The 24,372-nt window shown below is 72.5% G+C and carries 17 protein-coding genes; 12 read left to right on the plus strand and 5 right to left on the minus strand.

From position 1 onward, the window contains the following. Positions 1–451 precede the first annotated feature (451 nt). On the plus strand, positions 452–3,175 hold the full coding sequence (gene acnA / locus ACSIH6_RS11150) for an aconitate hydratase AcnA (protein WP_435108171.1): 2,724 nt from the start codon (positions 452–454) through the stop codon (positions 3,173–3,175). A gap of 213 nt (positions 3,176–3,388) precedes the next feature. Continuing rightward, positions 3,389–3,820, plus strand: coding sequence for an SRPBCC family protein (locus tag ACSIH6_RS11155; RefSeq protein ID WP_435108172.1), 432 nt, complete (start codon positions 3,389–3,391; stop codon positions 3,818–3,820). Between the two features lie 181 nt (positions 3,821–4,001). Here the strand turns inward: ACSIH6_RS11155 and ACSIH6_RS11160 are convergent, their stop codons facing one another. Both ACSIH6_RS11160 and ACSIH6_RS11165 read right to left on the minus strand, forming a co-directional pair. Continuing rightward, the gene (locus tag ACSIH6_RS11160) at positions 4,002–4,265 is read right to left on the minus strand and encodes a hypothetical protein (RefSeq protein WP_435108173.1); all 264 of its coding nucleotides are present in this window, start codon (positions 4,263–4,265) and stop codon (positions 4,002–4,004) included. Positions 4,266–4,765: 500 nt separating this feature from the next. Continuing rightward, positions 4,766–5,017 carry a hypothetical protein gene (locus ACSIH6_RS11165; protein ID WP_435108174.1) on the minus strand — a complete coding sequence of 84 codons (252 nt, stop codon included), beginning with the start codon at positions 5,015–5,017 and terminating at the stop codon, positions 4,766–4,768. Positions 5,018–5,363: 346 nt separating this feature from the next. Between ACSIH6_RS11165 and ACSIH6_RS11170 the strand changes: the two genes are divergently transcribed. From ACSIH6_RS11170 to ACSIH6_RS11180, 3 genes are all read left to right on the plus strand, one after another. After that, positions 5,364–7,376, plus strand: a complete 2,013-nt coding sequence (locus ACSIH6_RS11170) for a hypothetical protein (protein ID WP_435108175.1) — start codon at positions 5,364–5,366, stop codon at positions 7,374–7,376. Then, positions 7,366–8,766, plus strand: coding sequence for a hypothetical protein (locus ACSIH6_RS11175; RefSeq protein WP_435108176.1), 1,401 nt, complete (start codon positions 7,366–7,368; stop codon positions 8,764–8,766). The genes ACSIH6_RS11170 and ACSIH6_RS11175 overlap by 11 nt, the downstream gene beginning before the upstream one ends. Before the next feature lie 204 nt (positions 8,767–8,970). Continuing rightward, positions 8,971–11,328, plus strand: coding sequence for a serine/threonine protein kinase (locus tag ACSIH6_RS11180; protein ID WP_435108177.1), 2,358 nt, complete (start codon positions 8,971–8,973; stop codon positions 11,326–11,328). 33 nt (positions 11,329–11,361) lie between these two features. Here the strand turns inward: ACSIH6_RS11180 and ACSIH6_RS11185 are convergent, their stop codons facing one another. Continuing rightward, positions 11,362–11,970: a uridine kinase family protein gene (locus tag ACSIH6_RS11185; protein ID WP_435108178.1), complete on the minus strand. Its 609-nt coding sequence runs from the start codon at positions 11,968–11,970 to the stop codon at positions 11,362–11,364. Between the two features lie 109 nt (positions 11,971–12,079). On the opposite strand from ACSIH6_RS11185, the gene ACSIH6_RS11190 reads away from it, so the two are divergent. From ACSIH6_RS11190 to ACSIH6_RS11220, 7 genes are all read left to right on the plus strand, one after another. Then, positions 12,080–13,255, plus strand: coding sequence for an ROK family transcriptional regulator (locus ACSIH6_RS11190; protein ID WP_435108179.1), 1,176 nt, complete (start codon positions 12,080–12,082; stop codon positions 13,253–13,255). Between the two features lie 412 nt (positions 13,256–13,667). Then, a complete protein-coding gene (locus tag ACSIH6_RS11195; protein WP_435108180.1) occupies positions 13,668–14,810 on the plus strand; it encodes an ABC transporter substrate-binding protein in 1,143 nt (380 codons plus the stop codon). An 87-nt stretch (positions 14,811–14,897) separates the two neighbouring features. After that, a complete protein-coding gene (locus ACSIH6_RS11200; protein ID WP_013153870.1) occupies positions 14,898–15,695 on the plus strand; it encodes an ATP-binding cassette domain-containing protein in 798 nt (265 codons plus the stop codon). Continuing rightward, positions 15,695–16,975 (plus strand): sugar ABC transporter permease, encoded by a 1,281-nt coding sequence (locus ACSIH6_RS11205; RefSeq protein ID WP_435108181.1) that lies wholly within the window; start codon positions 15,695–15,697, stop codon positions 16,973–16,975. Before ACSIH6_RS11200 ends, ACSIH6_RS11205 begins: the two co-directional genes overlap by 1 nt. A 557-nt stretch (positions 16,976–17,532) precedes the next feature. Then, a complete protein-coding gene (locus tag ACSIH6_RS11210; protein ID WP_435108182.1) occupies positions 17,533–18,318 on the plus strand; it encodes a sulfite exporter TauE/SafE family protein in 786 nt (261 codons plus the stop codon). Between the two features lie 231 nt (positions 18,319–18,549). Continuing rightward, complete coding sequence (dxs, locus tag ACSIH6_RS11215) at positions 18,550–20,478, plus strand: 1-deoxy-D-xylulose-5-phosphate synthase (RefSeq protein WP_435108183.1); 1,929 nt, start codon at positions 18,550–18,552, stop codon at positions 20,476–20,478. Positions 20,479–20,532: 54 nt separating this feature from the next. Next, complete coding sequence (locus tag ACSIH6_RS11220) at positions 20,533–21,933, plus strand: FAD-dependent oxidoreductase (protein WP_435108184.1); 1,401 nt, start codon at positions 20,533–20,535, stop codon at positions 21,931–21,933. 111 nt (positions 21,934–22,044) lie between these two features. Here ACSIH6_RS11220 and ACSIH6_RS11225 read toward each other — a convergent pair whose 3' ends face one another. Together ACSIH6_RS11225 and ACSIH6_RS11230 are read right to left on the minus strand one after the other, a co-directional pair. Beyond that, complete coding sequence (locus ACSIH6_RS11225) at positions 22,045–23,427, minus strand: neutral zinc metallopeptidase (protein WP_435108185.1); 1,383 nt, start codon at positions 23,425–23,427, stop codon at positions 22,045–22,047. A gap of 95 nt (positions 23,428–23,522) precedes the next feature. Next, positions 23,523–24,305 (minus strand): TetR/AcrR family transcriptional regulator, encoded by a 783-nt coding sequence (locus ACSIH6_RS11230; RefSeq protein WP_435108186.1) that lies wholly within the window; start codon positions 24,303–24,305, stop codon positions 23,523–23,525. Between the last annotated feature and the right edge of the window lie 67 nt (positions 24,306–24,372).

Consider the following 24,372-nt stretch of genomic DNA (forward strand, 5'->3'; position numbering starts at 1 on the left):
GAGGACCGCGCCGTAGGCTCGGTTGAGGGTGGTGGCGGGCGACGGGTGGGGAAAGCGGAGCGGAGCCCCAGAAAGGCACAGCGAGGGGGCGGTCGCACACCGTTGGCGGCCGCCCGATAACTTGATATCGAGATACAAGTTAGATACCTTGACATCAAGATAACAGCGGGGTTCCCCTCGGCCCGCTCCCGGTTCGGGTGTGTGAAGTTGACCGCTTGACCGCACCCGGGCCGGACAACGTGGGCGCCCGCTACCAGTGGGCCGCCCGGCCGGTGGCGAGTGGTGTCGTCGCAGGCCACGGCGGCCCTGACGGAGGCCGGGAGGCAGGCGGAGGTCACCCCCGCGGCCCTTCGCCCCCGGTATTCGGTCAGGGCGGCCTCAGTAGGTCCCGCATCCGCCCCATGAGGCAGGATGCTGGGAACGTAAGTGGCGAGATCAGGAGGCAGACACCGTGTCCGCGAACAGCTTCGGCGCCCGTGACACGTTGCGCGTTGGCGACGAGTCGTACGAGATCTTCCGTCTGGAGACCGTTGAGGGTTCCAGGCGGCTTCCCTACAGCCTGAAGGTGTTGCTGGAGAACCTCCTGCGCACCGAGGACGGTGCGAACGTCACCGCCGACCACATCCGGGCCCTGGGCAGCTGGGATCCCAACGCGCAGCCCAACCAGGAGATCCAGTTCACCCCCGCGCGGGTGATCATGCAGGACTTCACCGGCGTCCCCTGCGTCGTCGACCTCGCCACCATGCGCGAGGCCGTGCGCGAGCTGGGCGGCGACCCGGACAAGATCAACCCGCTCGCCCCCGCCGAGCTGGTGATCGACCACTCCGTCGTCGTCGACCTCTTCGGCCGTCCCGACGCCTTCGAGCGCAACGTCGAGATCGAGTACGAGCGCAACTACGAGCGCTACAAGTTCCTGCGCTGGGGCCAGACCGCCTTCGACGAGTTCAAGGTCGTCCCGCCCGGCACCGGCATCGTGCACCAGGCCAACATCGAGCACCTGGCGCGCGTCACCATGAGCCGCGGCGGCCAGGCCTACCCCGACACCTGCGTCGGCACCGACTCGCACACCACCATGCAGAACGGCCTGGGCATCCTGGGCTGGGGCGTGGGCGGCATCGAGGCCGAGGCCGCCATGCTCGGCCAGCCGATCTCCATGCTCATCCCGCGCGTGGTCGGCTTCAAGCTGACCGGTGAGCTCCAGCCCGGCACCACCGCCACCGACCTGGTGCTCACCATCACCGAGCAGCTGCGCCAGCACGGCGTGGTCGGCAAGTTCGTCGAGTTCTACGGCGAGGGCGTGGCCTCCGTTCCGCTGGCCAACCGCGCCACCATCGGCAACATGAGCCCGGAGTTCGGCTCCACCGCCGCGATCTTCCCGATCGACGACGAGACCATCCGATACATGAAGCTGACCGGCCGCTCCGAGCAGCAGGTGGCCCTGACCGAGGCCTACGCCAAGGCCAACGGCTTCTGGCACGACCCGGCCAACGAGCCCGAGTTCTCCGAGTACCTGGAGCTCGACCTGGCCGAGGTGGTCCCCTCCATCGCCGGTCCCAAGCGCCCGCAGGACCGCATCGCGCTGTCGGAGGCCAAGAGCACCTGGCGCCACGACGTGCGCGACTACGTCGAGGACAGCACCGACGAGGCGGGCGAGGAGTCCTTCCCGGCCTCCGACGCCCCGTCCCAGACCGCCAACGGCGCCCGTCCGCACAAGGCCGTCAAGGTCACCATGGCCGACGGCACCGAGACCGAGATCGACCACGGTGCCGTGGTGATCGCCGCGATCACCTCCTGCACCAACACCTCCAACCCCTCGGTCATGCTGGGCGCCGCCCTGCTGGCCAAGAAGGCGGTGGAGAAGGGCCTGACCCGCAAGCCGTGGGTCAAGACCTCCATGGCCCCGGGTTCCAAGGTCGTCACCGACTACTACGAGCGCTCCGGCCTGACCCCGTACCTGGACAAGCTGGGCTTCAACCTGGTCGGCTACGGCTGCACCACCTGCATCGGCAACTCCGGCCCGCTGCCGGAGGAGATCTCCCAGGCCGTCCAGGACAACGACCTGGCCGTCTCCGCGGTCCTGTCCGGCAACCGCAACTTCGAGGGCCGGATCAACCCGGACGTGAAGATGAACTACCTGGCCTCGCCGCCGCTGGTGGTCGCCTACGCGCTGGCCGGGTCGCTGGACGTGGACATCACCACGGAGCCGCTGGGCGTCGACAAGGACGGCGAGCCCGTCTTCCTGGCCGACATCTGGCCGAGCGCCGAGGAGATCCAGCAGGTCATGGACTCCGCGATCGCCTCGGACATGTACGAGTCCGCGTACTCGGACGTGTTCGCCGGTGACGAGCGCTGGCGCTCGCTGCCCACCCCGACGGGCAACACCTTCGAGTGGGAGGGCGAGTCGACCTACGTCCGCAAGCCCCCCTACTTCGAGGGCATGGAGACCACCCCGGCCCCGGTCACCGACATCACCGGCGCCCGGGTCCTGGCCAAGCTGGGCGACTCGGTCACCACCGACCACATCTCCCCGGCCGGTGCCATCAAGCCGGGCACCCCCGCGGCCGATTACCTCAAGGCCAACGGTGTGGAGCGCCGCGACTTCAACTCCTACGGTTCGCGCCGCGGCAACCACGAGGTGATGATCCGGGGCACGTTCGCCAACATCCGCCTGCGCAACCAGATCGCGCCGGGCACCGAGGGCGGCTACACCCGCGACTTCACCCAGCCCGAGGGCCCGGTGTCGTTCATCTACGACGCCGCCCGCAACTACGCCGACCAGGAGATCCCGCTGGTCGTCCTGGGCGGCAAGGAGTACGGTTCCGGCTCCTCGCGCGACTGGGCGGCCAAGGGCACCAGCCTGCTGGGCGTGCGCGCGGTCATCACCGAGTCCTACGAGCGCATCCACCGCTCGAACCTGATCGGCATGGGCGTCCTGCCCCTCCAGTTCCCCGAGGGCCAGTCCGCCGACTCCCTCGGCCTGACCGGCGAGGAGACCTTCTCCATCACCGGCGTGACCGAGCTGAACGAGGGCGGCGTCCCGGACACGGTGAAGGTCAGCACCGACACCGGCGTGGAGTTCGACGCCGTGGTGCGCATCGACACCCCCGGTGAGGCCGACTACTACCGCAACGGCGGCATCCTGCAGTACGTGCTGCGCCAGCTGATCGCCAAGTAGGCGGGTCCGCGCGCGGGTGAGTCCGTGCGCGGGCACCCCACGCGGTTCCGCGGGGCCGTCACCGTCCGAGCGACGGTGGCGGCCCCGTTCGCGTTCGCCCCCTCCCTCTCCCGAAGGTAACGAAAAGGTATAGCCAGCGTGGTTTGCCCGTGTCGGGTCGGGTAGCGGCACCGGTAGGGAACGAACGCAAGCTACGGCGAAGGAACCGGATCAATGTCAGAGATCATCGAGACGGTGGAGGTCGACGTCCCGGTCACCGCCGCCTACGCCCAGTGGACGAGGTTCGAGGAGTTCCCCGCCTTCATGGAGGGGGTCGACAAGGTCGTCCGCACCGGTGACGGGCACATGCTCTGGACCATCGAGATCGGCGGCCAGAAGAGGGACTTCGAGGCCGTGGTCACCGAACAGGTCCCCGGGGAGCGGATCGCCTGGAAGACCACGGACGGCACGACCCACGCCGGGGTGGTGACCTTCCACCGCCTGTCCGACACCAGCAGCAGGATCACCCTCCAGCTCAAGACCGTCCCGGAGGGCGTGGTCGAGCAGCTCGGCGACAAGCTCGGCCTGGTCAAGACCCGTGCCAAGGGCGACATGAAGCGCTTCAAGGCCTTCGTCGGGCCCGGCAGGGAGAACCCGACCGGCTGACACGACGCAGGGTCCGGCCCCGCGCTGAGCCCGGTCCCCCCACCGCCGCGGAGGCGGTGGGGGGACCGGGCCGTGTCCGGGGCGGACCGTCCCGGACACCGAGGCGTCCGCTCCACGCCCGGACACGCGGACTCCCGGTGCCGCCGTGCGGCGCCGGGAGTCGTCCCTCGCGTTCGGTGTGTCAGTGGCTGCCGCTGCTGACGCTGGAGTGGTACGCCCCGTGGGGGCCGGCGTGCGACCAGGAGTGGTAGTACCAGGAGTGGCCGTGGTGGTGGCCGTGGCCGGAGCCGGACTTGACCACGTAGCTGTACGCCCCGTCGTCACCGGCTCCCGACCAGCTGGACGAGTAGTAGCTGTCCGCCGAGGCCAGGGCCGGGGCCCCGAGCGCCAGGACGGGTGCGGCGACGACGGTGAACGCGAAGCGGCGCAGGGTCTTCCTCTGCATGGTGGTGGGTTCCCTTCGAAGCTCGGGTCGGGGAGCGGCCGTGCGGGTGTGGTCGCCTCCAGACGCGCTCTCGGCGCATCGCTGGGCGCGTGACACCGCCCGACTGCGTCCTCTTTGTGCCTTTTGTCTCCTTTGTTCATCCTGACGCCGGAGCAGCCCAAGAGGGAACACCAGGGACCTGCGTAAACACCAAAATCGAGATGTCGGGCCCCGGGTGCGCGCGAAGCGCCGCCGGGGAGCCGGGGCGGCGGCGGCATCCGCGTGGTGGCCCGGGTTCCGCACGGCAGGATGTCCGGGAGCGCCCGTGAAAGTGGCGGGAGGGGGGCCCGCGGCGGCGGTGGAGGGTAAATCCCGGACATCTCACCTCCACCGCGACCCCACGTGACCCCCCGTGTCCGGGGCGGACCGTCCCGGGCGTCGTCGCGCCCGCTCCGCTCCGGACACGCGAACTCCCGGTGCCGCCGTGCGGCACCGGGAGCCGTCCTCGGGAGTCGGCGACCCTAGCCGGCGCCGCTCTCCGTGCTGGAGGAGTAGGCGCCGCCCTCACCGGCGACGTTGAAGGACTCCTCGAACCAGGAGTGGCCGTCACCAGCGAAGGCCTCGAGCTCGTAGTGGTAGGCCCCGCTGGAGTTGGCGCCGCTGGACTCCACCTCGTAGTACGCGTCCGCCGAGGCCAGGGCCGGAGCCCCGAACGCCAGAGCGGGTGCGGCGACGGCCGTGATCGCGATGCGGCGCAGGGTCTTCTTCTGCATGACAGTGGGTTTCCCTTCGTGGCTTGGTGCGGGGACTCCGACGCCGTGCGGGCGGTCTCAGGTCGACGCTGTCCGCGAGGTGCGAAAGCGCGTGGAACCACCGGGCGTTCTCCCCGCTTCCCAGCCTGCGGCCGAGCAGGCCAAGGGGGAACACCAGAAAGCTGACTAAACTCCAAAATCGGGACATTCAGCAAAAAAGCGTGTGCGGAGCGTACGGAAGCCGCCGGGCGCGGTGGCCGGATCACGGGCGGGACGGGCTCTCCCGGGTCTCCCGCCCCCTCCGCGTCCGGGCCGCGGACGGGCCCCACCCCGGCTGATGTCCGTAAACCTCCGTTATGCTCACCGCATGCCCGGCCCCACCAGCCCCCGCTTCCGGCTCATTTCGGCCGCCGCCCTCCCGGTGCTGCTGATCCTCCTCCCGGTCCTCGGCGCAACCACCCCCTCCTCGGCGCAGCCCGAGCCCGAAGCCGGGATCCACGAGGAGCACGCGACCCCCGCGGAGCACTACGCGGCCCTGCTGGCCGAGCAGCCCGAGGGCGCCGCCGTGGTCGTGGACGACGCCCTGGCCGGCCGGTACGACCTGGAGGAGCTGGAGGCCGGCCTCCACGACTCCTTCGGCGGACTGGACGTGCCCTACCACGTCGTCGCCAGCCCCTTCCCCGGCACGGAGCCGCAGTGGGGAGGGGACATGCTGCCCTCCCTGGTCGACCGCGTCGGTGCGGACGGCCTCTACGTCCTCCTGCAGCCCGACAGCGTTCCCCTGGCCCAGGCCGCGGGCGTCGACCTCCCGGTGGAGGCCGCCTCCGACGCGGTCCGCTACGCCCCCGTTCTGGACTACTACGGCACCCCCCTCGACGAGGTCGCCGACGCCTTCGCGCTGGCCCTGGCCGACCCGGACGCGCAGGCCACGGCCGACCGCCTCCGGCAGGAGTACTCCTCCGAGCAGGACGCCTACCGGACGCCCACGGCCTGGGAGGAGTTCCTGGCGGACCTGGACCCGACCAGGTCGGTCGGGCCCAGCAACCTGGGCTTCCTGGTCAGCACCGTGAGCGGCGCACTGCTCACCCTGTCCCTCTTCCACGTGTGGCGGACGCGCCGCAGGGGAGGCGGCACGGTCGCCGCGGTCACCGTCGCCGCGGTGTTCGGGCTGGCCCTGCCCGCCGCCGGTGTGGCCGGGGCCCTGTACTACATGGACAGCGTGCCCCTGGACGCGAACGAGCTCCCCGACCCCCTGGAACAGGCCCGGTCGGAGCCGCCCTACGTGCCCTCCACCGTGCGCGTGGAACGGGTGGTGGACGGGCTCGGCGACGGCTCCCTCTACGTGGACCCCCTGAGCCCGCTGCCCCGTGAGGGGCTCACTGAGGCCGCCGAGCGCGCGGAGCGGTCCTCCGTCCCGGTGTACGCGGTCGTCCTCCCGATGGCCGACAGCGACGAGAGCGAGGGCGAACCGGGCCGGTTCGCGCACGCGATGCACCACGTCCTGGGCGAGGACGGCGTCTACGCCGTCATCACCCAGGAGGCCTACGAGGGGACACCCGAGACGACCGTGCTCGCCTTCGGGGCCGGCCTGGAGTCCTACTACCTGGGCCGGGCACTGGACGAGGGCGGTGCCACGACCCCTGCGCAGGAGCTCGGCCTGCTGCTGGACGCGATCGAGCAGCTCCCGCGCGACCCGGAGGCGGGGAACCCGCTGCCTCCGGACACCTCGGTGACCGTTCCCGAACCGCGTACGGCGCGCTTCTGGGAGGACTTCTGGGCCGGGGCGCTGTTCCTGGGCCCCATGCTCGGCGCGATCCTGCTGGGCGCGGTGCTGGGAACGGCGGCCCTGGTGCGGGCTTCGCGCGGGATGCGCGGACGCCAGCCCTCCCCGCGCGCCCTGCGCCGCACCGCCGAGCGCGAGCGCGCGCGGCTGGCCACCCTGGTCTCCTCCGACCGGGTCGAGCGCCTCCCGGGCTCGATGATGCCCCCGGTCGAGGCGGCGCTGATGGTCATGGACGCCGACCCCGACGACCTCGACCTGGTCGGCGTGGCGGTCGTCTCCCGCAGGGCGCACGCCGCGCTGGAGGACCCCGGGTCCGTGGACGTCTCGCCGTGCATGGTCAACCCCCTGCACGGGCCCGCCTCGGCGTTCAGGCGCACCGGTCCGCGGGAGCGGCGGGGTCTGTTCCCCGTGTGCCGGGCGTGCGCCGACCTGACCGAGCAGCAGCGCACGGTCGCCGTGCTGCGCGTGCGCGACGGCGGGGGGACGCGGCGGGACCACCTGTCGATGAACGAACGCGCGTGGGTCCGGTACCGCTTCGGGGCCGAGAATCCCGCGCGCATGGCCGAGAGGCTCCTGGAGGAGATCGATGCCCGCTGATTCCCCGCTGGCCCGGTACGCGGCGCGGGCGCTGGCCGCGTCCTGCGCCGTGCTGCTCCTGTGCCCCGCGACCGGTGCCCTGGCCCAGGACCTGAACGCGCAGGGCCCGGACACGCAGGGCCCGGACACGCAGGGCCAGGGGGACCGCACCCAGGCCATCGCCGACGCGCTGGAGGGGTCGCCGGTCTACGTCGACCCCGCCTACGAGTCCGCCTTCCCGGCCGGGGACCAGGAGCGCGTCGCCGGGGTCATCGAGTCCTCCGACCTGGACCTGTACGTGATCGCGGTGCCTTTGACGGACGGCGACGCCTGGGACGGGGACGCGGCCACGCTCGTGTCGGTCGTGCACGACCGCAGGGGCGGCGGCGAGGGGCACTACCTGGCCTACGACGAGGTGTCGGGGTACCACGGGGCGGACTTCGGTCCCGGTGCCCAGGACGCGGCACCCGCGCACCACGGGGCCCTGGCCGCCTCCTACGAGACGGACTTCGACGGCTCCATGCTCCAGCAGGCCGACGCGGCCGTGGAGGCCGCGCTGTCCGACGACCCCCGAGCGGCCTACGAGGCGGCCCTCCAGGCCTACGAGGAGGCCAACCCCCAGATCACGGACCCGGGCGCGAATGTCGGGCAGGAGGCCGACACAGGGCAGGGGGCGGCTTCGGAGACGGGGTCCGGCCCGCTGCTCGCGGTCGGGGCCGCGGTCGCGGTCCTGCTCGCGCTCGTGCTGGCGCTGCTCGTGCGCAACCGCCTCACCGCGCGCCGGGGCAGGAGCAGGGCGGCCTCGATCACCCAGCACGCGGCCTTCGACAACGCCGACCGCGCCCAGTTGGACTCCCTGGTCGAACAGGGCGAGCGCGACCTCATCGAGGTGGGCGAGCGCCTGAGCCGCATGGACGCGGGCTCGGGGACGGGCGCCAGGTCGGGGCAGAGCCTCCAGCGCGCCCTGGACGCCCGCTCCGCGGCCGCCGCGGTCCACGACCGGATGGCCGCGGAGGGAGCCACCCTGCCCGACGCCGTGGGCGTGCTCGTGCTGCTCGACATCGCCGAGGACGCGCTGGAGAGCACGGCCAAGGGCTCGCGCTCCGCCGTCCGGCGCCGCCACTGCTACGCCAACCCGCTGCACGGCACGAACACCAAGGTGACGCCCTGGCGGGAGTTCGGCGGCACGCGCACCATCCGCGTCCCGCTGTGCCCCGACTGCGTCAGGGCCGTCCGAGACCGGGTGCGCCCCGTCGTCCTGCCCGCCGAGCACGGCGGCGACACGGTGCCCTACTACGAGGTGCCCGCCGAGGAGAGCGTGTGGGCCGCCACCGGCTACGGCACGCTCACCGACGACCTCGTCCAGCGCGTCCAGCGCGGCGACCACCGGCCCCGGGAGCGCGACCTCTGACGGCCCGGCCGTGACGCGGGCGGGTATTCGGACGGGCACGGGGAGAGAACGTTTCGTCCCCGCACGGCATCGGACCACAGGGAACGGGACTTCGGTGCCCACCCATGTCCCCGGGTCCGGGCCGACCGAAACGTGGCTATAGTTCCCACGGGCCCGTCATGGGCCCACCGGGGGAAGCGATGACGACGGATACGGGGTGGCCTGGTGGAGGACCAGCACGTCCAGAAGGGTGACGGCGGGGCGGGCCAGCCCCCCGGCCGCACGGCGGGGAACTACCGGCTGGTGCGGTCGCTGGGGCGCGGCGGTTTCGGCGAGGTGTTCCTCGGAGAGGACCCCGACGGCGGCCGCGCCGCGGTTAAGATCCTGCACGCCAGCTGGGCGGGGGATCCGGAGATGCGCCGCCGCTTCAGCACCGAGGTCGAGCAGGCCCGGCGGGTGAGCGGCTTCTGCATCGCCGCGATCCTGGACGCCGACCCCGGGGCCGCCGAGCCGTGGATCGCCACCGAGTTCATCGACGGCCCCACGCTCCAGCGCGCCGTGGCCACCCAAGGCCCGCGCGGCGGCGTCGAACTGCACCGCCTGGCCATCTCCACGGCCACCGCGCTGGCCGCGATCCACGCGGCCGGGGTCGTGCACCGCGACCTCAAACCCGACAACATCATGCTGGCCGCGGACGGCCCGCGGGTGATCGACTTCGGTATCGCCCGCGCGGTCGAGACCACCTCGGTCACCGCCAGCGGTGTGGTGGGCACGATCGGGTACATGGCGCCCGAGCAGCTGGAGGGCATGCGGCTGACCTCGGCGGTGGACATCTTCTCCTGGGGCTCGGTGATGGTCTACGCGGCCACCGGGCACGAGGCCTTCCCCGGTCCCACCCAGGCCTCCCGCATCGCCCGCATCCTGGGCGGCGAGCCCGACCTCGGCCCCCTCACCGAACCGCTGGCCGGGATCGTCCGCGCCTGCCTGGACAAGGACCCCGACCGGCGTCCCGACGCCACCACCCTGCTCAACCAGCTGGTCTCCGCACCCGCCGACGGCACGGCCGCGCGCTCGGCGGCCCCGGCGCGGTCGGGCGACGGCGGCACCCGGGTCCTGCCCCCGCCCGACGTACGCACCCGGGTGGAGACGGACCCCACCCGGGTCGCCCCCGACGAGCACCCGCGGACCCATCCCACCCGAGTGGCTCCCCCGGCCCCGGTGGACCCGACCCGGGTCGCTCCCGCGGACTCTCCGCGGGTGGACGCGACACGCGCCTACACGCAGATGGCCCCGGGCGCCGCCGCGGCCGGTCTGGCGCCGCCGTCCGCGCCGTCGTACTCCACGACTCCGCCGCCCTACTCCCCGCCCTCCGACGCGGGCGCGGTGAACGGTGTCCACACGCCGCCGCCCTACCCCTCGCTGTCCGGGGCGGGTCCGGCCAGCGGCCTCCACACCTCGCCGCCGTACCGGTCGGGCGTGCCCCCGTACCACTTCCACGGCATCCGGTTCACCGACCCGGGCGACCTGGCCGAGGCCATGCAGCAGAACTGGAGCGCGGCCGTCCAGGTCTTCAGCGACCCGGCCGAACGGGCGGCCCTGGGCGCCTGGCTCGTCAACGACCTCGGCGACACCACGGTGGACCGGTCCCTGTTCCGGGGACACGTCAACAACGACGCCAACCTTGCGCTGGCCTCGTTCGTCTCGCAGCTGCGCCCCGACCTGCCGCCGATCTTCCGCGGCCGGGGCGCCACCGTGGCCGAGCTGGGCGAGATGTTCGACGACCCGCGCCCCCTGCTGACCGGTGCGCCCAAGGCCAACGAGATGGTCCTGATGGCCCGCCCGAGCGTGCTCAGGACCATGGGCGCCCACCACGGCGCCGACTCCGCCGACCTGATGCGCCTCGCCGAGCAGCTCGACGAGGCCGAGCGGGCCGCCAACGACTTCCAGGAGCAGCTCACCGGCGAACTGGAGGGCTGGCGCGCGGCGCGCGTCAGCGTGAGCGCGGCCCTCATCCTGGCCTTCCTGCTGCGCCCCGAGCGCCTGGTGCCGCCCGGCGACGGCGGTGACACGGGCCTGGGGGAGTGGGTGTCGATCCTCTGGAGCCGCGTCGAGGGGGCGCCGGTGCCCGTCAGCGCCGGTTACGCTGCCGTGGTCTACGGCGCCCTGTCGACCATGCGGTCTCTGGCCGAGCAGCGGCGGAGCTGGGAGACCCGGCACAACAAGGTCAGCACCGACCACGCCGACCTGCGCCGCGGGGTGAGGCTCCAGGAGCAGTTGCTCCTGGGCCTGCGGATCTGCCGGTTCGCCATCTTCGGCATCCCCGCCGGTCTGCTCGCCGGGATGGCGACGGGCAGCGGCATGGAGGGGATCGCGGGCCTGCTCATGTCCGTGGGCGTGTTCGGCCTGGTCGGGGCGATCGCCCTGGAGGTGACCGTGCGGGTCGTCTCCGGCGGCGTGGCCCGGCGCAACCAGCGCTCCCACGAGCTCAACGGCGCGGCGGCGCAGCTGCCGCAGCTGACGTCGGGCGTCGCCCGTATCCAGGACGACCTGCGCAGGGCCAGGGAGATCTGCGGGCGGCGCTGACCCGCGCCGCGTCCCGTGCGGACCGGCGGCCGGTCACCGGGCGGGGTTGGCGACCACCACGTCGGCGTGCTCCCGGGGCCGGTCGCGCCGGTGGAACGCCTCCTCCTGCTCCGCCCACGCCTGCCGGTGCGGCGCGTAGACGGACGCGTCCCACCGGCCGTCCAACCGCCGTGTGCGCTCACCGTCGGGAGCGTCCACCCACACCAGCAGGTCCAGCAGGCCGCGCACGGCGGCGGCGCCGGAGCCGCAGCCCTCCACCACGAGGACCCCGCCCGCCGCCACGTCACCGGGCAGCGCCGTCCACTCCCGCGCGAACGCCCCCCGCTCCCAGTCGTAGCGCCGCCAGGCCGCCCGCTCCCCGCGCGCGAGCGGGGCCAGGACCCGCCCGCGCAGCAGCTCGGAGCCCTCGTCCAGGCCACGCCAGCCCGGATAGAGGTCCTCCATGGTCAGCACGGCGGCGGCCTCGCCCCGCCGGACCAGGGCCGCGCGCAGCGCGTCGGCCACCGTGCTCTTGCCCGCGCCCGAGCGGCCCTCGACCGCCACGGCGCGTGTTCGGCCCGAGGCCCGGGCGGGCGGGGGGACCGCCCGGGCCAGGAGGTCGGCCCACCCGGGCTCGGCGGTGCTGATGCGTGCTCTGCTCACCTTCGGACCCTAACGCGGCGGATGCGAAGTTCCAGCTTGCGTTCATTGCTTGTAGCATTCCTCGCAACAGTGCCGAAACTCGGCCACGAAAGCAGGGGGAGGGCACCTGGTGACCGAGGCCGCCGCGACACCGGGATCACAGTCAGCCCTGCGCCGGGCCAACGAGCGGCGGGTCGTGGACGTGCTGCGCAGCGAGGGCACCCGCACCCAGGCCGAGCTGGCCCGGGCCACCGGCCTGTCCGCGGCCAGCGTCTCCAACATCGTCCGCGGCCTGCGCGCCGCCGGGACGGTCCTGGTGCGCGACACCTCCTCCAACGGCCGCCGGGCCAAGGCGATCACCCTCGTGCGCCAGCCCGGCGCGGTCGTGGCCGTGGACTTCACCGCCGACAGCGTCCGCGTCGCGGTGGGCGACAGCGACGGCAACATGCTGGCCCGCGAGGAGATCGGCTACGACGTGGCCTCCGACGCCGAGCGCGGGGTGCGCCGCGCCGCCTGGCTGGCCGAGACCATCCTGCTGCGCAGCCGGGTCGACCGGGGCACCGTCTCCTCCGTGGTGGCCTCCATCCCGGGGCCGATCGACCCCGGCACCGGCGAGGTCGGCGGCATCTCCTGCCTGACCCGCTGGGCGGGTTTCCGCCCCGCCAAGGCGCTGACCGAGCGGCTGGGCCTGGAGGTGCTGGCCGAGAACGACGCCAACCTCGCGGTCCTGGCCGAACAGCACCGGGGCGCGGGCGTGGGCGCCGAGCACGTGGTCCACCTGGTCATCAGCGACGGCGTGGGCGCGGGCATCATGATGTCGGGCCAGCTCTTCCGCGGCGCGGGCGGCACGGCCGGGGAGATCGGGCACATCGCGCTGGACCCGCGCGGGCACGTGTGCCGGTGCGGCAACCGGGGCTGCCTGGAGACCTTCGTCGGCGCGAGCTACCTGCTGGACATGCTGCCGCAGAACACCGACGTGGCGCGCGGCCCCGGCCCCGCCCGGATCCCGGACATGGTGGCCGCGGCGCTGGAGGGCGACCCCGGCAGCCGCCGCATCATCGCCGAGGCGGGCACCGCGCTGGGCCAGGGCACCGCGATCGTGGCCAACCTGTTCAACCCGGACCGGGTCGTCGTGGGCGGTGACCTGGCCGAGGCCGGTGACCTGCTGCTGGAGCCGATGCGCCGGTCGATGGAGCTGGGTTCGCTGGGCAGTGCCCTGGAGCGGCTCGAACTGCTGCCGAGCGTGCTGGGCAGGGACGCCTCGCTGTACGGGGCGCTGCGCATGGCCGCCCAGCAGACGAACTAACAGTCCGAAACCTGATTTCTTGTGCGACCGGTGACGGGGAAGCGCCGCGCGGTCGCACCGCGTTCCCGCTGCGGGGGCGCGTGGGCCTCCGGAGGGGCCCGTAGCAGGTCGGGCGGTGGGCGGGTCCTTCGTTGAACGGGGTTCGCACGTAGGCTGACAGGGCGACGAACACCGAGGTCAGTGCCGGAGCGGGCCGTCGTTCGGTAAAAACCGAAACTCCTTCACGTGAGCTCACACGTCCAGAACGCCGCTCTGGCCTGGGTTTTTCATGGTTTCACACCCTGAACGCAAGGCCCGTGATGTTTCGGTTATGTGTTCAGGAGTTGACGACAAGGTAGCGGCGGGGTTTGACTTCACTCCACCACTCGCGAGTTCCACCGTCCGCATCCCCCGTCATGAGAGGTACCTAGCGTTGAACGCACGACGCTTCACACCGCGGCACACGGCCGTCGGCTTCGCCGCCGCGGGAGCCGCTCTCGCCCTCCTCGTCTCCGGTTGTGGCTCGCTCACGACCACCGGTGGCGAGGCCGAGCAGGAGACCCACACCGTGGAGGAGGGCTTCCACGTCGGGCTGCTCCTGCCCGACCTCCACACGGCCCGCTACGAGGCCTTCGACCGCCCCTTCTTCGAGGAGGCGATCAACGAGCTGTGCCCCAACTGCGAGATCTCCTACGCCAACGCGGACCAGTCCGTGAGTGAGCAGCAGACCCAGGCCCAGGCCATGCTGACCGACGGTGTGGACGTGCTCGTCCTGGACCCGGTGGACGCCGCCGCCGCGGCCGGAACGGTCAACGAGGCCAGGTCCCAGGGCGTGCCCGTGGTCGCCTACGACCGCCTCGCCGAGGGCGGCGCGGACATGTACGTCTCCTTCGACAACAACCGCGTCGGCCAGGTCCAGGCCGAGTCGCTGCTGGAGGCCCTGGAGGAGGAGGGCACCACCGGTGACGGCTCGATCGTCGTCATGCACGGCTCGCCCACCGACCCCAACGCCGCCAGCTTCAAGGCCGGGGCCATGGGCGCCTTCGAGGACCAGATCGAGATCGGCCAGGAGTTCGACACCCCGGAGTGGTCACCGGACGAGGCCAACGCCCAGATGGAGGGCGCCATCACCTCCCTGGGCCTGGACGAGATCACCGGCGTCTACGCCGCCAACGACGGCATCGCCTCCGGTGTCATCTCCGCCCTGCGCAGCGCGGGCGTGGACGTGGCGGACCTGCCCCCGGTGACCGGACAGGACGCCGAGCTCGCGGGTATCCAGCGCATCATCGCCGGTGAGCAGTACATGACCGTCTACAAGGCCATCCAGCCCGAGGCCCAGGTCGCCGCCGCCATGGCCGTCGGCCTGGCCACCGGTGAGGACCCCGAGCTGGGCGAGCACACGCTCACCGAGGTCGAGGACGGAGGCGGCGAGACCGTCCCCGCCGTCCTGCTGGAGCCGATCGCGGTCACCGCGGAGAACGTCAGCGACACGGTCGTCTCGGACGGGATCTACAGCATCGAGGAGATCTGCACCGACGACTACGCCGACACGGACTTCTGCCAGGAAGCCCTGTAGAGCCGGTGCGGACGTCCCAGACCCGGGACGGGCGGGCGCCCCGCCGCCCGCCGTCCCGGGCCAGGGCGAGAGAAGAGAAGCGAACGCATGAGCACACCAGTCCTGGAACTGTCCGGGATCTCCAAGACCTTCGGTGCGGTCCGCGCCCTGAGCGACGTCGACTTCCACGTCGGCGAGGGCGAGGTCGTCGCCCTGCTCGGTGACAACGGCGCCGGCAAGTCCACGCTGGTCAAGGTCATCTCCGGAGCCCACCCCGCCGACAGCGGCGGTGTCATCACCTGGGACGGCAAGCCGGTCAGCATCAACGCCCCCTCCGACGCCCAGCGCCTGGGGATCGCCACCATCTACCAGGACCTCGCCCTGTGCGACAACCTGGACATCGTCGGCAACCTCTTCCTGGGCAACGAGAAACTGCACTTCCCCGGCACCCTCGACGAGGTCGAGATGGAGGGCCGGGCCATGGAGCTGCTGGACTCGCTGTCCGTGCGGATCCCCAGCCTGCGCGTCCCGGTGGCCTCCCTCTCCGGAGGCCAGCGCCAGATCATCGCCATCGCCCGCTCCCTCCTGGGCAAGCCGCGCGTGGTGATGCTCGACGAGCCCACCGCCGCCCTGGGCGTCGCCCAGACCGCCCAGGTCCTCGACCTCATCGAGCGCCTGCGCGACCAGGGCCTGGGTGTGCTGCTGATCAGCCACAACATGGCCGACGTGCGCGCGGTGGCCGACCGCGCCGTGGTCCTGCGCCTGGGTCGCAACGCCGGGAACTTCCCCGTCGCGGAGACCAGCTACGAGGAGATCGTGGCCGCCATCACCGGTGCCGCCGACAACCCGGTCAGCCGCCGCTCCGAGCGCACCGGCGCCTCGGCCCTGGCCACGGAGGACAAGTGATGACCCAGCAGATCCCCGTCTCCAAGGCACCCGCCACGGGTGCGGGCGGCTCCGCCGAGTCCAAGCGCGACCCGCGCCTGCTGACCACGGCGGCCTCGCCCAAGGGCTGGCTCGACGCCCTGCGCCGCAACCTGCGCGGCGGCGAACTGGGTCCGATCCCCGTGGTCATCGGCCTGATCCTCATCGCCGTCGTCTTCCAGTCGGCCAACGACCGGTTCCTGTCGCCGCAGAACCTGTCCAACCTCACCGTGCAGATCGCCGCCATCGGCCTGATGACCACCGGCGTGATCATGGTCCTGCTGCTCGGCGAGATCGACCTGTCCATCGGCTCGGTCGCCGGACTCGCCGCCGCGGTCCTGGGCGTGCTGGCCGTCAAACAGGGCGTCTCGGAGTGGATCGCGATCGGCGCGGCCCTCGTCGTCGGCCTCGTGGTGGGCCTGATCCACGGCGTCGTCTTCGCCAAACTCGGGGTACCGGCCTTCGTGGTCACCCTCGCCGGCCTGCTGGGCTGGCAGGGCCTGCACCTGTACCTGATGGGCGCCGACGGCACCATCAACACCAGCCCGAGCGGGCCGATCTCGCTGCTGACGCAGACCTTCTTCGTCCCGGTGGTGGGCTGGGCGCTCGCCGTCCTGGCCGTCGTCCTGTACGTGGTCTCCGTGGCGGCGGCGGAGCGGCGCAGGCGCCAGGCGAACCTGCCCTACAAGCCCTGGACCGAGATCCTCTTCCGGGCGGCCCTGCTGTTCGTGCCGATCCTCGTCGCCGTGTGGGTGCTCAACCAGTACAAGGGCGTGCCGCTGGCCTTCCTGATCTTCGTGGGCTTCGTGGTCGTGCTCGACCTGGTCCTGCGCAAGACCCGCTACGGCCGCATGGTCTACGCCGTCGGCGGCAACGCCGAGGCGGCGCGCCGCGCCGGCATCAACGTGGACATGATCCGCATCTCGGTGTTCGGGATCGCCTCCGTCCTGGCCGCCCTGGGCGGGATTATGCTGACCTCGCGCAACTTCGCGGCGAGCGTGGCCACCGGCGGCGGCGAGGAGCTGATGATGGCCATCGCCGCCGCGGTCATCGGCGGCACCAGCCTCTTCGGCGGGCGCGGCAACGCCTACTCCGCCCTGCTCGGCGGCCTGGTCCTGGGCGCGATCACCTCCGGCCTGCTGCTGTTGCAGATGGACACCTCGGTCCGGTTCATGATCACCGCCGCCGTCCTGCTGGTCGCGGTCATCCTGGACTCCGTCTCCCGCCGGGGCCGCAAGACCCACGCCAGGGGAGGCGCCTGACCGGCGCGGCGACGCGAGCCATCCCCGGGCGGCGGACGGCGCCCACTCCCCGCCGTTCCCGCCCCCTCCCGCCCGGTCCGGCGCCCCAGGCGCCGGGCCGGGCCTTCGCGCTGCCCGCTGTGCCCGTTGCCCGCGCGCCGTTGGGGTCGGTGCAGGGCGTGCGGCGGTGGCGCGCCGAAGGGGGTCGGGCTCTCACGAAGCGCAACCATGCAACCATGCGCGCGTAGAGCCCAGGCTGATGCTGGGTGCAGTGTCAGCTCGGGCTCTACGGGTGCCTGGTTGAGGTCGCCTGAAAAGGGACGCCCCCTGGGGCGGGGCACCACTGAAAGTTCCCCCTCAACCCCCGCGACGAAGCGCGGCTGGAGACCGGACCCACAACCCCATGAACTTGCTGACACAGGGACGCTCTACACCAGCCCCCTGCGGCGCACCACCGCTGTGCGTTCTACGTCAACTCCCCATCCCCGGGAACTGAACGGCCGCCGAGCCCGCGCGATCGTCCCACCTTCCTACCTCTTGAACCCGGTCGGGACGGTGGGGATGTAGCGTCGCACGTCGTGCCCGTAGAACTCTCCGCCGCCTCCTTCCTCGCACCCAGCGGCCACGGCCTGCTCGCCCCCACCGACGTGGTGGCGTTCGTCGTCGCCGCGGTGGTCGCCGTCGTCGTCGGGGCCGCGGTGCAGAGCACCGTCGGCCTCGGCCTCGGGCTGGTCGCCGCGCCCGTCCTGTCCTTCCTGGACCCCACCCTCGTGCCGGGGGCGCTCCTGGTCGCCGTGATCGTCCTGCCCGGGCTCACGCTCCTCCAGGAGTGGCGGCACGTGGACTGGCGCGGCATCGCCTGGGGGCTGCCCGCGCGCCTGCCCGGGACCGTCCTGGGCGTGTGGGTGGTGGCCGCCCTGGAGCCCCGCGCCCTCGCCGGCGCGGTCGGGGCGATGGTGCTGGTGGCCGTCGTCCTCTCGGTCTGGTCCCTGCGGGTGCGCATCACCCCGGTCTCCCTCGTGGCGGCGGGGACCCTGTCCGGGCTCACCGGCACCGCCACCTCGATCGGCGGCCCGCCCATGGCATTGCTCTACCAGTACGAGGAGCCCGCCCGGGTCCGCGCCACCCTGGCCGCGTTCTTCCTCCTGGGCGGCGCGGTCTCCCTGACCGCCCTCGTCCTGGGCGGCCAGATGGACGTTCGGACCGCCGCCGTCGGGGCCTGCGCGATCCCCTTCGTCGTCGCGGGATTCCTCGTCGGAACCGTGCTGCGCCGCCGGGTCGACGCCGGATGGCTGCGCGTGGTCCTGTTGGCGGTGGTGTCGGTCTCCGCGCTGGGCCTGCTCGCCCAGGCCGCGCTGGGATGACGCGCGGCCAGGGGCGATACCGCTTCGGGGACCGAGTAATGTACGCGAAAACCCGGTAACCGGACGGCGTGGGCGCGCCAGGGGCCGCTCCCACGCGGGGTTGGGTAGGACCCGTGGACGTACGCCCATAAACTCGGGTATGCATACCTGCCGGTAGCCAAGCCCGGCCCACGTCAGGGGCCCGGAACGGCAAACTCAACGGACACGCGGGACGAGGGGACTGACGAGACAGTGGCACTGTTCGAGTCGATACACAATCCGGAAGCGCTCAAGAGGCTTCCGGCCGACCAGCTCCCTGCGCTGGCACAGGAGATCCGGGACTTCCTGGTCGACTCCTGCTCCCAGACCGGCGGGCACCTGGGCCCCAGCCTCGGCGTCGTCGAGCTGACCATCGCGCTGCACCGGGTCTTCGACTCCCCGAAGGACCCCGTCATCTTCGACACCGGGCACCAGGCCTACGCGCACAAGATCCTCACCGGCCGCCACGACTTCACCAACCTCAAGTCCGAGGGCGGCCTGTCCGGGTACCCCTCCCGCGCCGAGTCCGAGCACGACTTCGTCGAGAACTCCCACGCCTCCACCGCGCTGTCCTACGCCGACGGCATGGCCAAGGCCAACGAGGTGCAGGGCCGCACGGACCGCACCGTGGTCGCCGTCATCGGCGACGGCGCCCTCACCGGCGGCATGGCCTGGGAGGCGCTCAACAACATCGCCGAGCGCCGGGACCGGCGCCTGGTCGTCGTGGTCAACGACAACGGCCGCTCCTACTCGCCCACCATGGGCGGTCTGGCCGACCACCTCGCCTCCCTGCGCATGGCCCCCGGCTACGAGCAGGCCCTGGACCTGGCCAAGACCACCCTCAACCGCACGCCCGTGGTCGGCCAGCCCCTCTACGAGGCGCTGCACGGCATCAAGAAGGGCCTCAAGGACGCCATCCAGCCGCAGATGATGTTCGAGGACCTGGGCCTGAAGTACCTCGGTCCCATCGACGGCCACGACGAGCAGGCCCTGGAGAAGGCGCTGCGCCGCGCCCGCGACTTCGGCGGCCCGGCGATCGTCCACTGCATCACCCAGAAGGGCAAGGGCTACGCCCCGGCCGAGAACCACGACGAGGACCAGTTCCACGCCCCGGGTCCCTTCGACGTGGCCACCGGCCAGGCCAAGCCCGGCTCCAAGGCCGTCAAGTGGACCTCGGTCTTCGCCGACACCATGGTGGAGATCGGCGCCGAGCGCCCCGACGTGGTGGCCATCACCGCCGCCATGCTCCACCCCACCGGCCTCAACAAGTTCGCCGAGGCCTACCCCGAGCGCACCTTCGACGTGGGCATCGCCGAGCAGCACGCCGCCACATCGGCCACCGGCATGGCCATGAACGGCCTGCACCCGGTCGTGGCCGTCTACGCCACCTTCCTCAACCGCTGTTTCGACCAGGTGCTCATGGACGCCGCCCTGCACCGCCAGGGCGTCACCTTCTGCCTGGACCGCGCCGGGATCACCGGCAACGACGGCGCCAGCCACAACGGCATGTGGGACATGTCCATCCTCCAGGTGGTCCCGGGCCTGCGCCTGGCCGCGCCCCGCGACGCCGAGCGCCTGCGCACCCTGGTGCGCGAGGCCGTCGCCGTCGAGGACGCGCCCACCGTCGTGCGCTACCCCAAGGGTGCGGTCGCCGAGCAGCTGGACGCCGTGGGCAAGGTCGGCTCCATGGACCTGCTCCGCCGCGCCGCCGACGGCGGCAACTCCAAGGACCTGCTCATCGTGGGCGTGGGCACCATGGCCCAGGTCGCCTGCGAGGTCGCCGACCGGATGGCCGCCCAGGGCCTGGGCGTCACCGTCGTCGACCCCCTGTGGGTCAAGCCGCTGGACGAGGCCCTGGTCGCCGAGGCCGCCGAGCACAGCGTCGTCGCGGTCATCGAGGACAACGGCCGCACCGGCGCGGTCGGTGACGCCGTGGCCCGCCTGCTGCGCGACCGCGACGTCGACGTCCCGGTGCGCACGTTCGGCATCGCGCAGGAGTTCCTGGACCACGCCAAGCGCGACGACATCCTGCGCGAGCAGGGCCTGACCCCCCAGGAGCTGTCCCGCAGCCTCACCGAGACGGTCTCCCGGCACACCGACGGCGCCAAGTCCGCCGGCGAACTGGCCGACGAGACCGCCTGAGCACACGCGTCCCAGGCAGCCCGGGGGACGTTCCCGGGCTGCCAGAATGGGCGCATGAGCTCCTCCGAACCTGAGCAGCACAGCACCGCCGCACCGCTCCGGGTGGCCGTGATCGGCTCCGGCCCGGCGGGCGTCTACGCCGCCGACGCCCTGACCCGGCAGCGGCGCGTGCCCGTCCGGGTCGACGTCATGGACCGCCTGCCCACGCCCTACGGGCTGGTGCGCTACGGAGTGGCCCCCGACCACACCAAGATCAAGGGTGTGGCCCGGGCGCTGCGCAGGGTTCTGGAGCACCCCGACGTGCGCTTCGTCGGCGGAGTCGAGTTCGGCGCCGACCTCACCCGCGCCGACCTGGCCCGCACCCACCACGCCGTCGTCTACGCCACCGGCGCCAGCGTCGACCGCCGCATGGACGTGCCGGGGGAGGACCTGCCCGGTAGCGTCGCCGCCACCGACTTCGTCAACTGGTACTGCGGGCACCCCGACACCGCCCTGGAGCGGTTCGTGCTCGACGCCGAGGAGGCCGTCGTGGTCGGGGCGGGCAACGTCGCCCTGGACGTGGTGCGCATCCTGGCCAAGACCGCGGACGAGCTCCGCCACACCGACATCCCCCAGCCGGTCCTGGACGTGCTCGCCGCCAGCCGCGTGCGCACCGTCCACCTGCTGTCGCGGCGCGGCCCCCTCCAGGCCAAGTTCACCGCACCCGAGCTGCGCGACCTGCTCGCGCTGCCCGGCGCCGACGTCGTCGTGCGCCCCGAACAGGTCGACATCGACCCCACCGCCGTGGGCACTGGTGCCCACGAGCTGCGCGACGTCGCCAGGGCCGCCCGCACCAACCTGCGGCTCCTGGCCGAACACGCCTCCCGCGAGCCCCAGGGGAGGGACCGCACCGTGCGGCTGCACTTCTGGGCCCGGCCCGTGGAGGTCCTCGGCCGGGAGGAGGGGCGCGTGAGCGGCGTGCGGGTGGAGGAGACCCGCCTGGACGCCGACGGACGTCTGACCGGGACCGGCCGGACCAGCGACCTGCCCGCCGGGATGGTGCTGCGCTCGGTGGGGTACGCGGGCGTCCCGCTGCCCGGGGTGCCCTTCGACGCCCGGGGGCGTACCGTCCCCCAGGAGGGCGGGCGCGTCCTGGACGCCGACGGCGGCGTGGTCCGGGGGGACTACGTGGCCGGATGGATCAAGCGGGGCGCCACCGGGGTGATCGGCACCAACAAGTCCGACGCCGCCGCGACCGTGCGCGCCCTGCTGGAGGACGCCGGGGAGCTGCGCGCGGCGGCCCCGGAACTGGTGTCCCTGGAGGCCGTGCTGGACGAGCGCGGGGTGTCCCACAGCGACTACGAGGACTGGCTGCGCATCGACACCGCCGAGGCCGACCAGGCCGTGGAGCTGGACCGGGGCGAGCGGGTCAAGCTCCACGGCTGGGAGGCCTACCGCAGGGTCGTCGGCGGCTGACCGCCCTGTCTTGGAGCGTCCGCCAGTAGGTGCCGGATGTGGACTGGCCGGAACCGTCGCTGGTGTGACGCAAGGCTCCTGAACTGTGGCGAAGGGGCGGTCGGTGACACGTCAGGCGACCTGGTCGATGGCGGCGTCGTAGGTGTTGCAGCCCTCCACGGTCGCCTGCGACCAGCCCTGCTCCAGCCAGAACGCCCGGTTGCTGGCGCTGCCGTGCGTGTCGAGGTCGCCGCCTCCGTTGAAGTGCTCGTTGGCCGTCCGCAGCGCCTCCTCGTCGGCGCCGGTGATCCCGCGCAGGCCCACCCCGGCCATGCACTCGGCCTGGAGTTCGGTGCGGCGCAGGGCCTCCAGCTCGGCCTGCTCGTCCTCGGCCTTCCAAGTCATGCCGTGCGCGATGCCCAGGATGCCGGTGGCGTACTGCACGTGGTGGCCGTACTCGTGGCCCATCAGGGCGAGCCAGACCTCCTCGCGCTGGCCCGGGGGGAGCAGGGCGCCCAGGTGGCGCACGTTGGGCAGCACGATGGTGATGCGGCTCAGGTCGCTCTCGTAGTAGGCGAGCGTGTACCCCTCCTCGGGGCCGGCGTCGGGGGAGTCGGGCGAGACCCGGGTGACGGCGAACTCGGGGAGCTCCACGGACAGGCCCAGGTCCTCGAACACCGGTGCCCACAGCGTGTTCAGGCAGTCCCCGGAGACGGCCGCGAACTCCTCCCAGGACTCGTCGGAGGCCATGTCCAGTTCGGGGACGTCGCAGTCGACCGGCTCGGGCATGGCGACGTCGTAGAGGGGATGGTCGACGGCGTCGACCTCCACCTGGTTGGGCCGTGCCCTGAGGCGGTCGTCGTAGTGGGCGGACAGGTCGACGCCGGTGGGCTGGGGCTCCTCCTGGGGGGTGGTGGCGACGATGAGGATGCTCGCGGCCAGCGCCACGAGGGCGATCACGGCCGCACCCGCCGAACCGAGCAGGACGCTCGCGCCGCGGCGCGAGGGCCGCTCCGGCGGATGCGGCCAGGGCTGCGCGGGCTGCTGCCAACCGGTCCCCGGGTGGGCGACGGGGTAGCCGCCGGGCGGGAGGGCGAAGGGGTGGGGCTGCGCCTGGGCTGCCGGTGCCTGCCACGGGTGCGGCGCGGGGACGGGGCCCGGAACGGGCGGGCCGTACCCGGCGCCCGGGGGGACGGAACGGCCGTACGGGGCGACGGGAGGAGTGGGGTGGTGGGGCGCACCGACCTGTGTCCGCCCCGGGAAGGGGGGAGCGGGGCGGTACGGCGGGGCGCCCGCGGCCGGTCCGGCCTGTGTCTGCCCGGGGAAGGGGGGAGCGGGTACGGAGGGCGCGTCGCCCCGCGTCCGCTCCGTCTCGCCGGGTCCACGCCCGTCCGCTCCGTGTCCGGGTCCGACGGGCTCCTCGGCACCGGGGCCGCCGACGGCGTCTCCGGTATCGGGCCGCTCGGGTCGGGGGGTCTCGTCTCCGGGCCGCTCACCGCCGGATGGGTTCTCCACGGGGTCAGTCCTCGCTATCGTGCCGCCGCGTGCCGGGGTGGGTCGTCTCCGCCTGGGGCGAATCCGGCAAGAGTCGCAGAACTCCAGTATGGGGCTTAACCGGACGTACCCGTGGCCGTCGGGGTACTGCTCTCCGGCGGCCGGTAGTGGACCCCCAGGCCTGTCAGCATGCTCTGAAGCTCGGACTCGAAGAGCGGTTCCATGTCGTGCATCACGAAGTCCAGGTGCTCGAACACCTCCATGCACACGACCCCGTACAGGCGCACCCAGCACGTGCTGAGCACCATGATCGCCTCCACCGGGATGTGCGGCGCGGAGAAGCCGCAGGTGTCGGCGAAGGTGCGCAGCTCACGGGCCAGCTCCGGGGTGATGCGGTCCCCGTCGGGCAGTACGAACCGCTCCTCCAACAGCAAACGGTCGAAGAGGGCGTAGAAGGTCGCGCCGAAGCGCCGACTGGTGTCCATCGCGAGCGCGATGTCCTCCTTGGGGATCAGGCGTACGCGCGGGCCGAACATGGTGGCGAACTCGGCCCGGTGCCCGATCGCCCAGGCCCGGAAGGCGCGCAGCGAGGTGAGGATGCGCAGGTCGGTGTCCTCGGCGGGCACGCTCGCGTCGGCGGCGGCCACCGCGTCGCCCAGCTCCTGGAACATGTCCGCGGTGATCAGTGCCAGCAGCGAGTCGATCCCCGAGACGTAGCGGTACAGCCCCGGTGCGGTCATGCCCATCTCCCGCGCGATGGCGCGCAGGGACACCCCCGCGGCCCCCTGCTCGACCAGATGGCGGCGGGCGATCCCCTTGATCTCCGCCAGTGTGGCCTCGCGCACACGCTCGCGGCGGCTCGGCCTCCCGGCCCCCCGGTCCAGCTGCGGTTTCGTCATCTGCTGCGCTACACCCCGTCTCAGGCGCCCGGTCGGGGCGCTGTGGTCCTTGTCGGCGACATTGACA

Origin of the sequence: Nocardiopsis synnemataformans (assembly GCF_965343085.1) — a bacterium.
Taxonomy (GTDB): domain Bacteria; phylum Actinomycetota; class Actinomycetes; order Streptosporangiales; family Streptosporangiaceae; genus Nocardiopsis; species Nocardiopsis alborubida.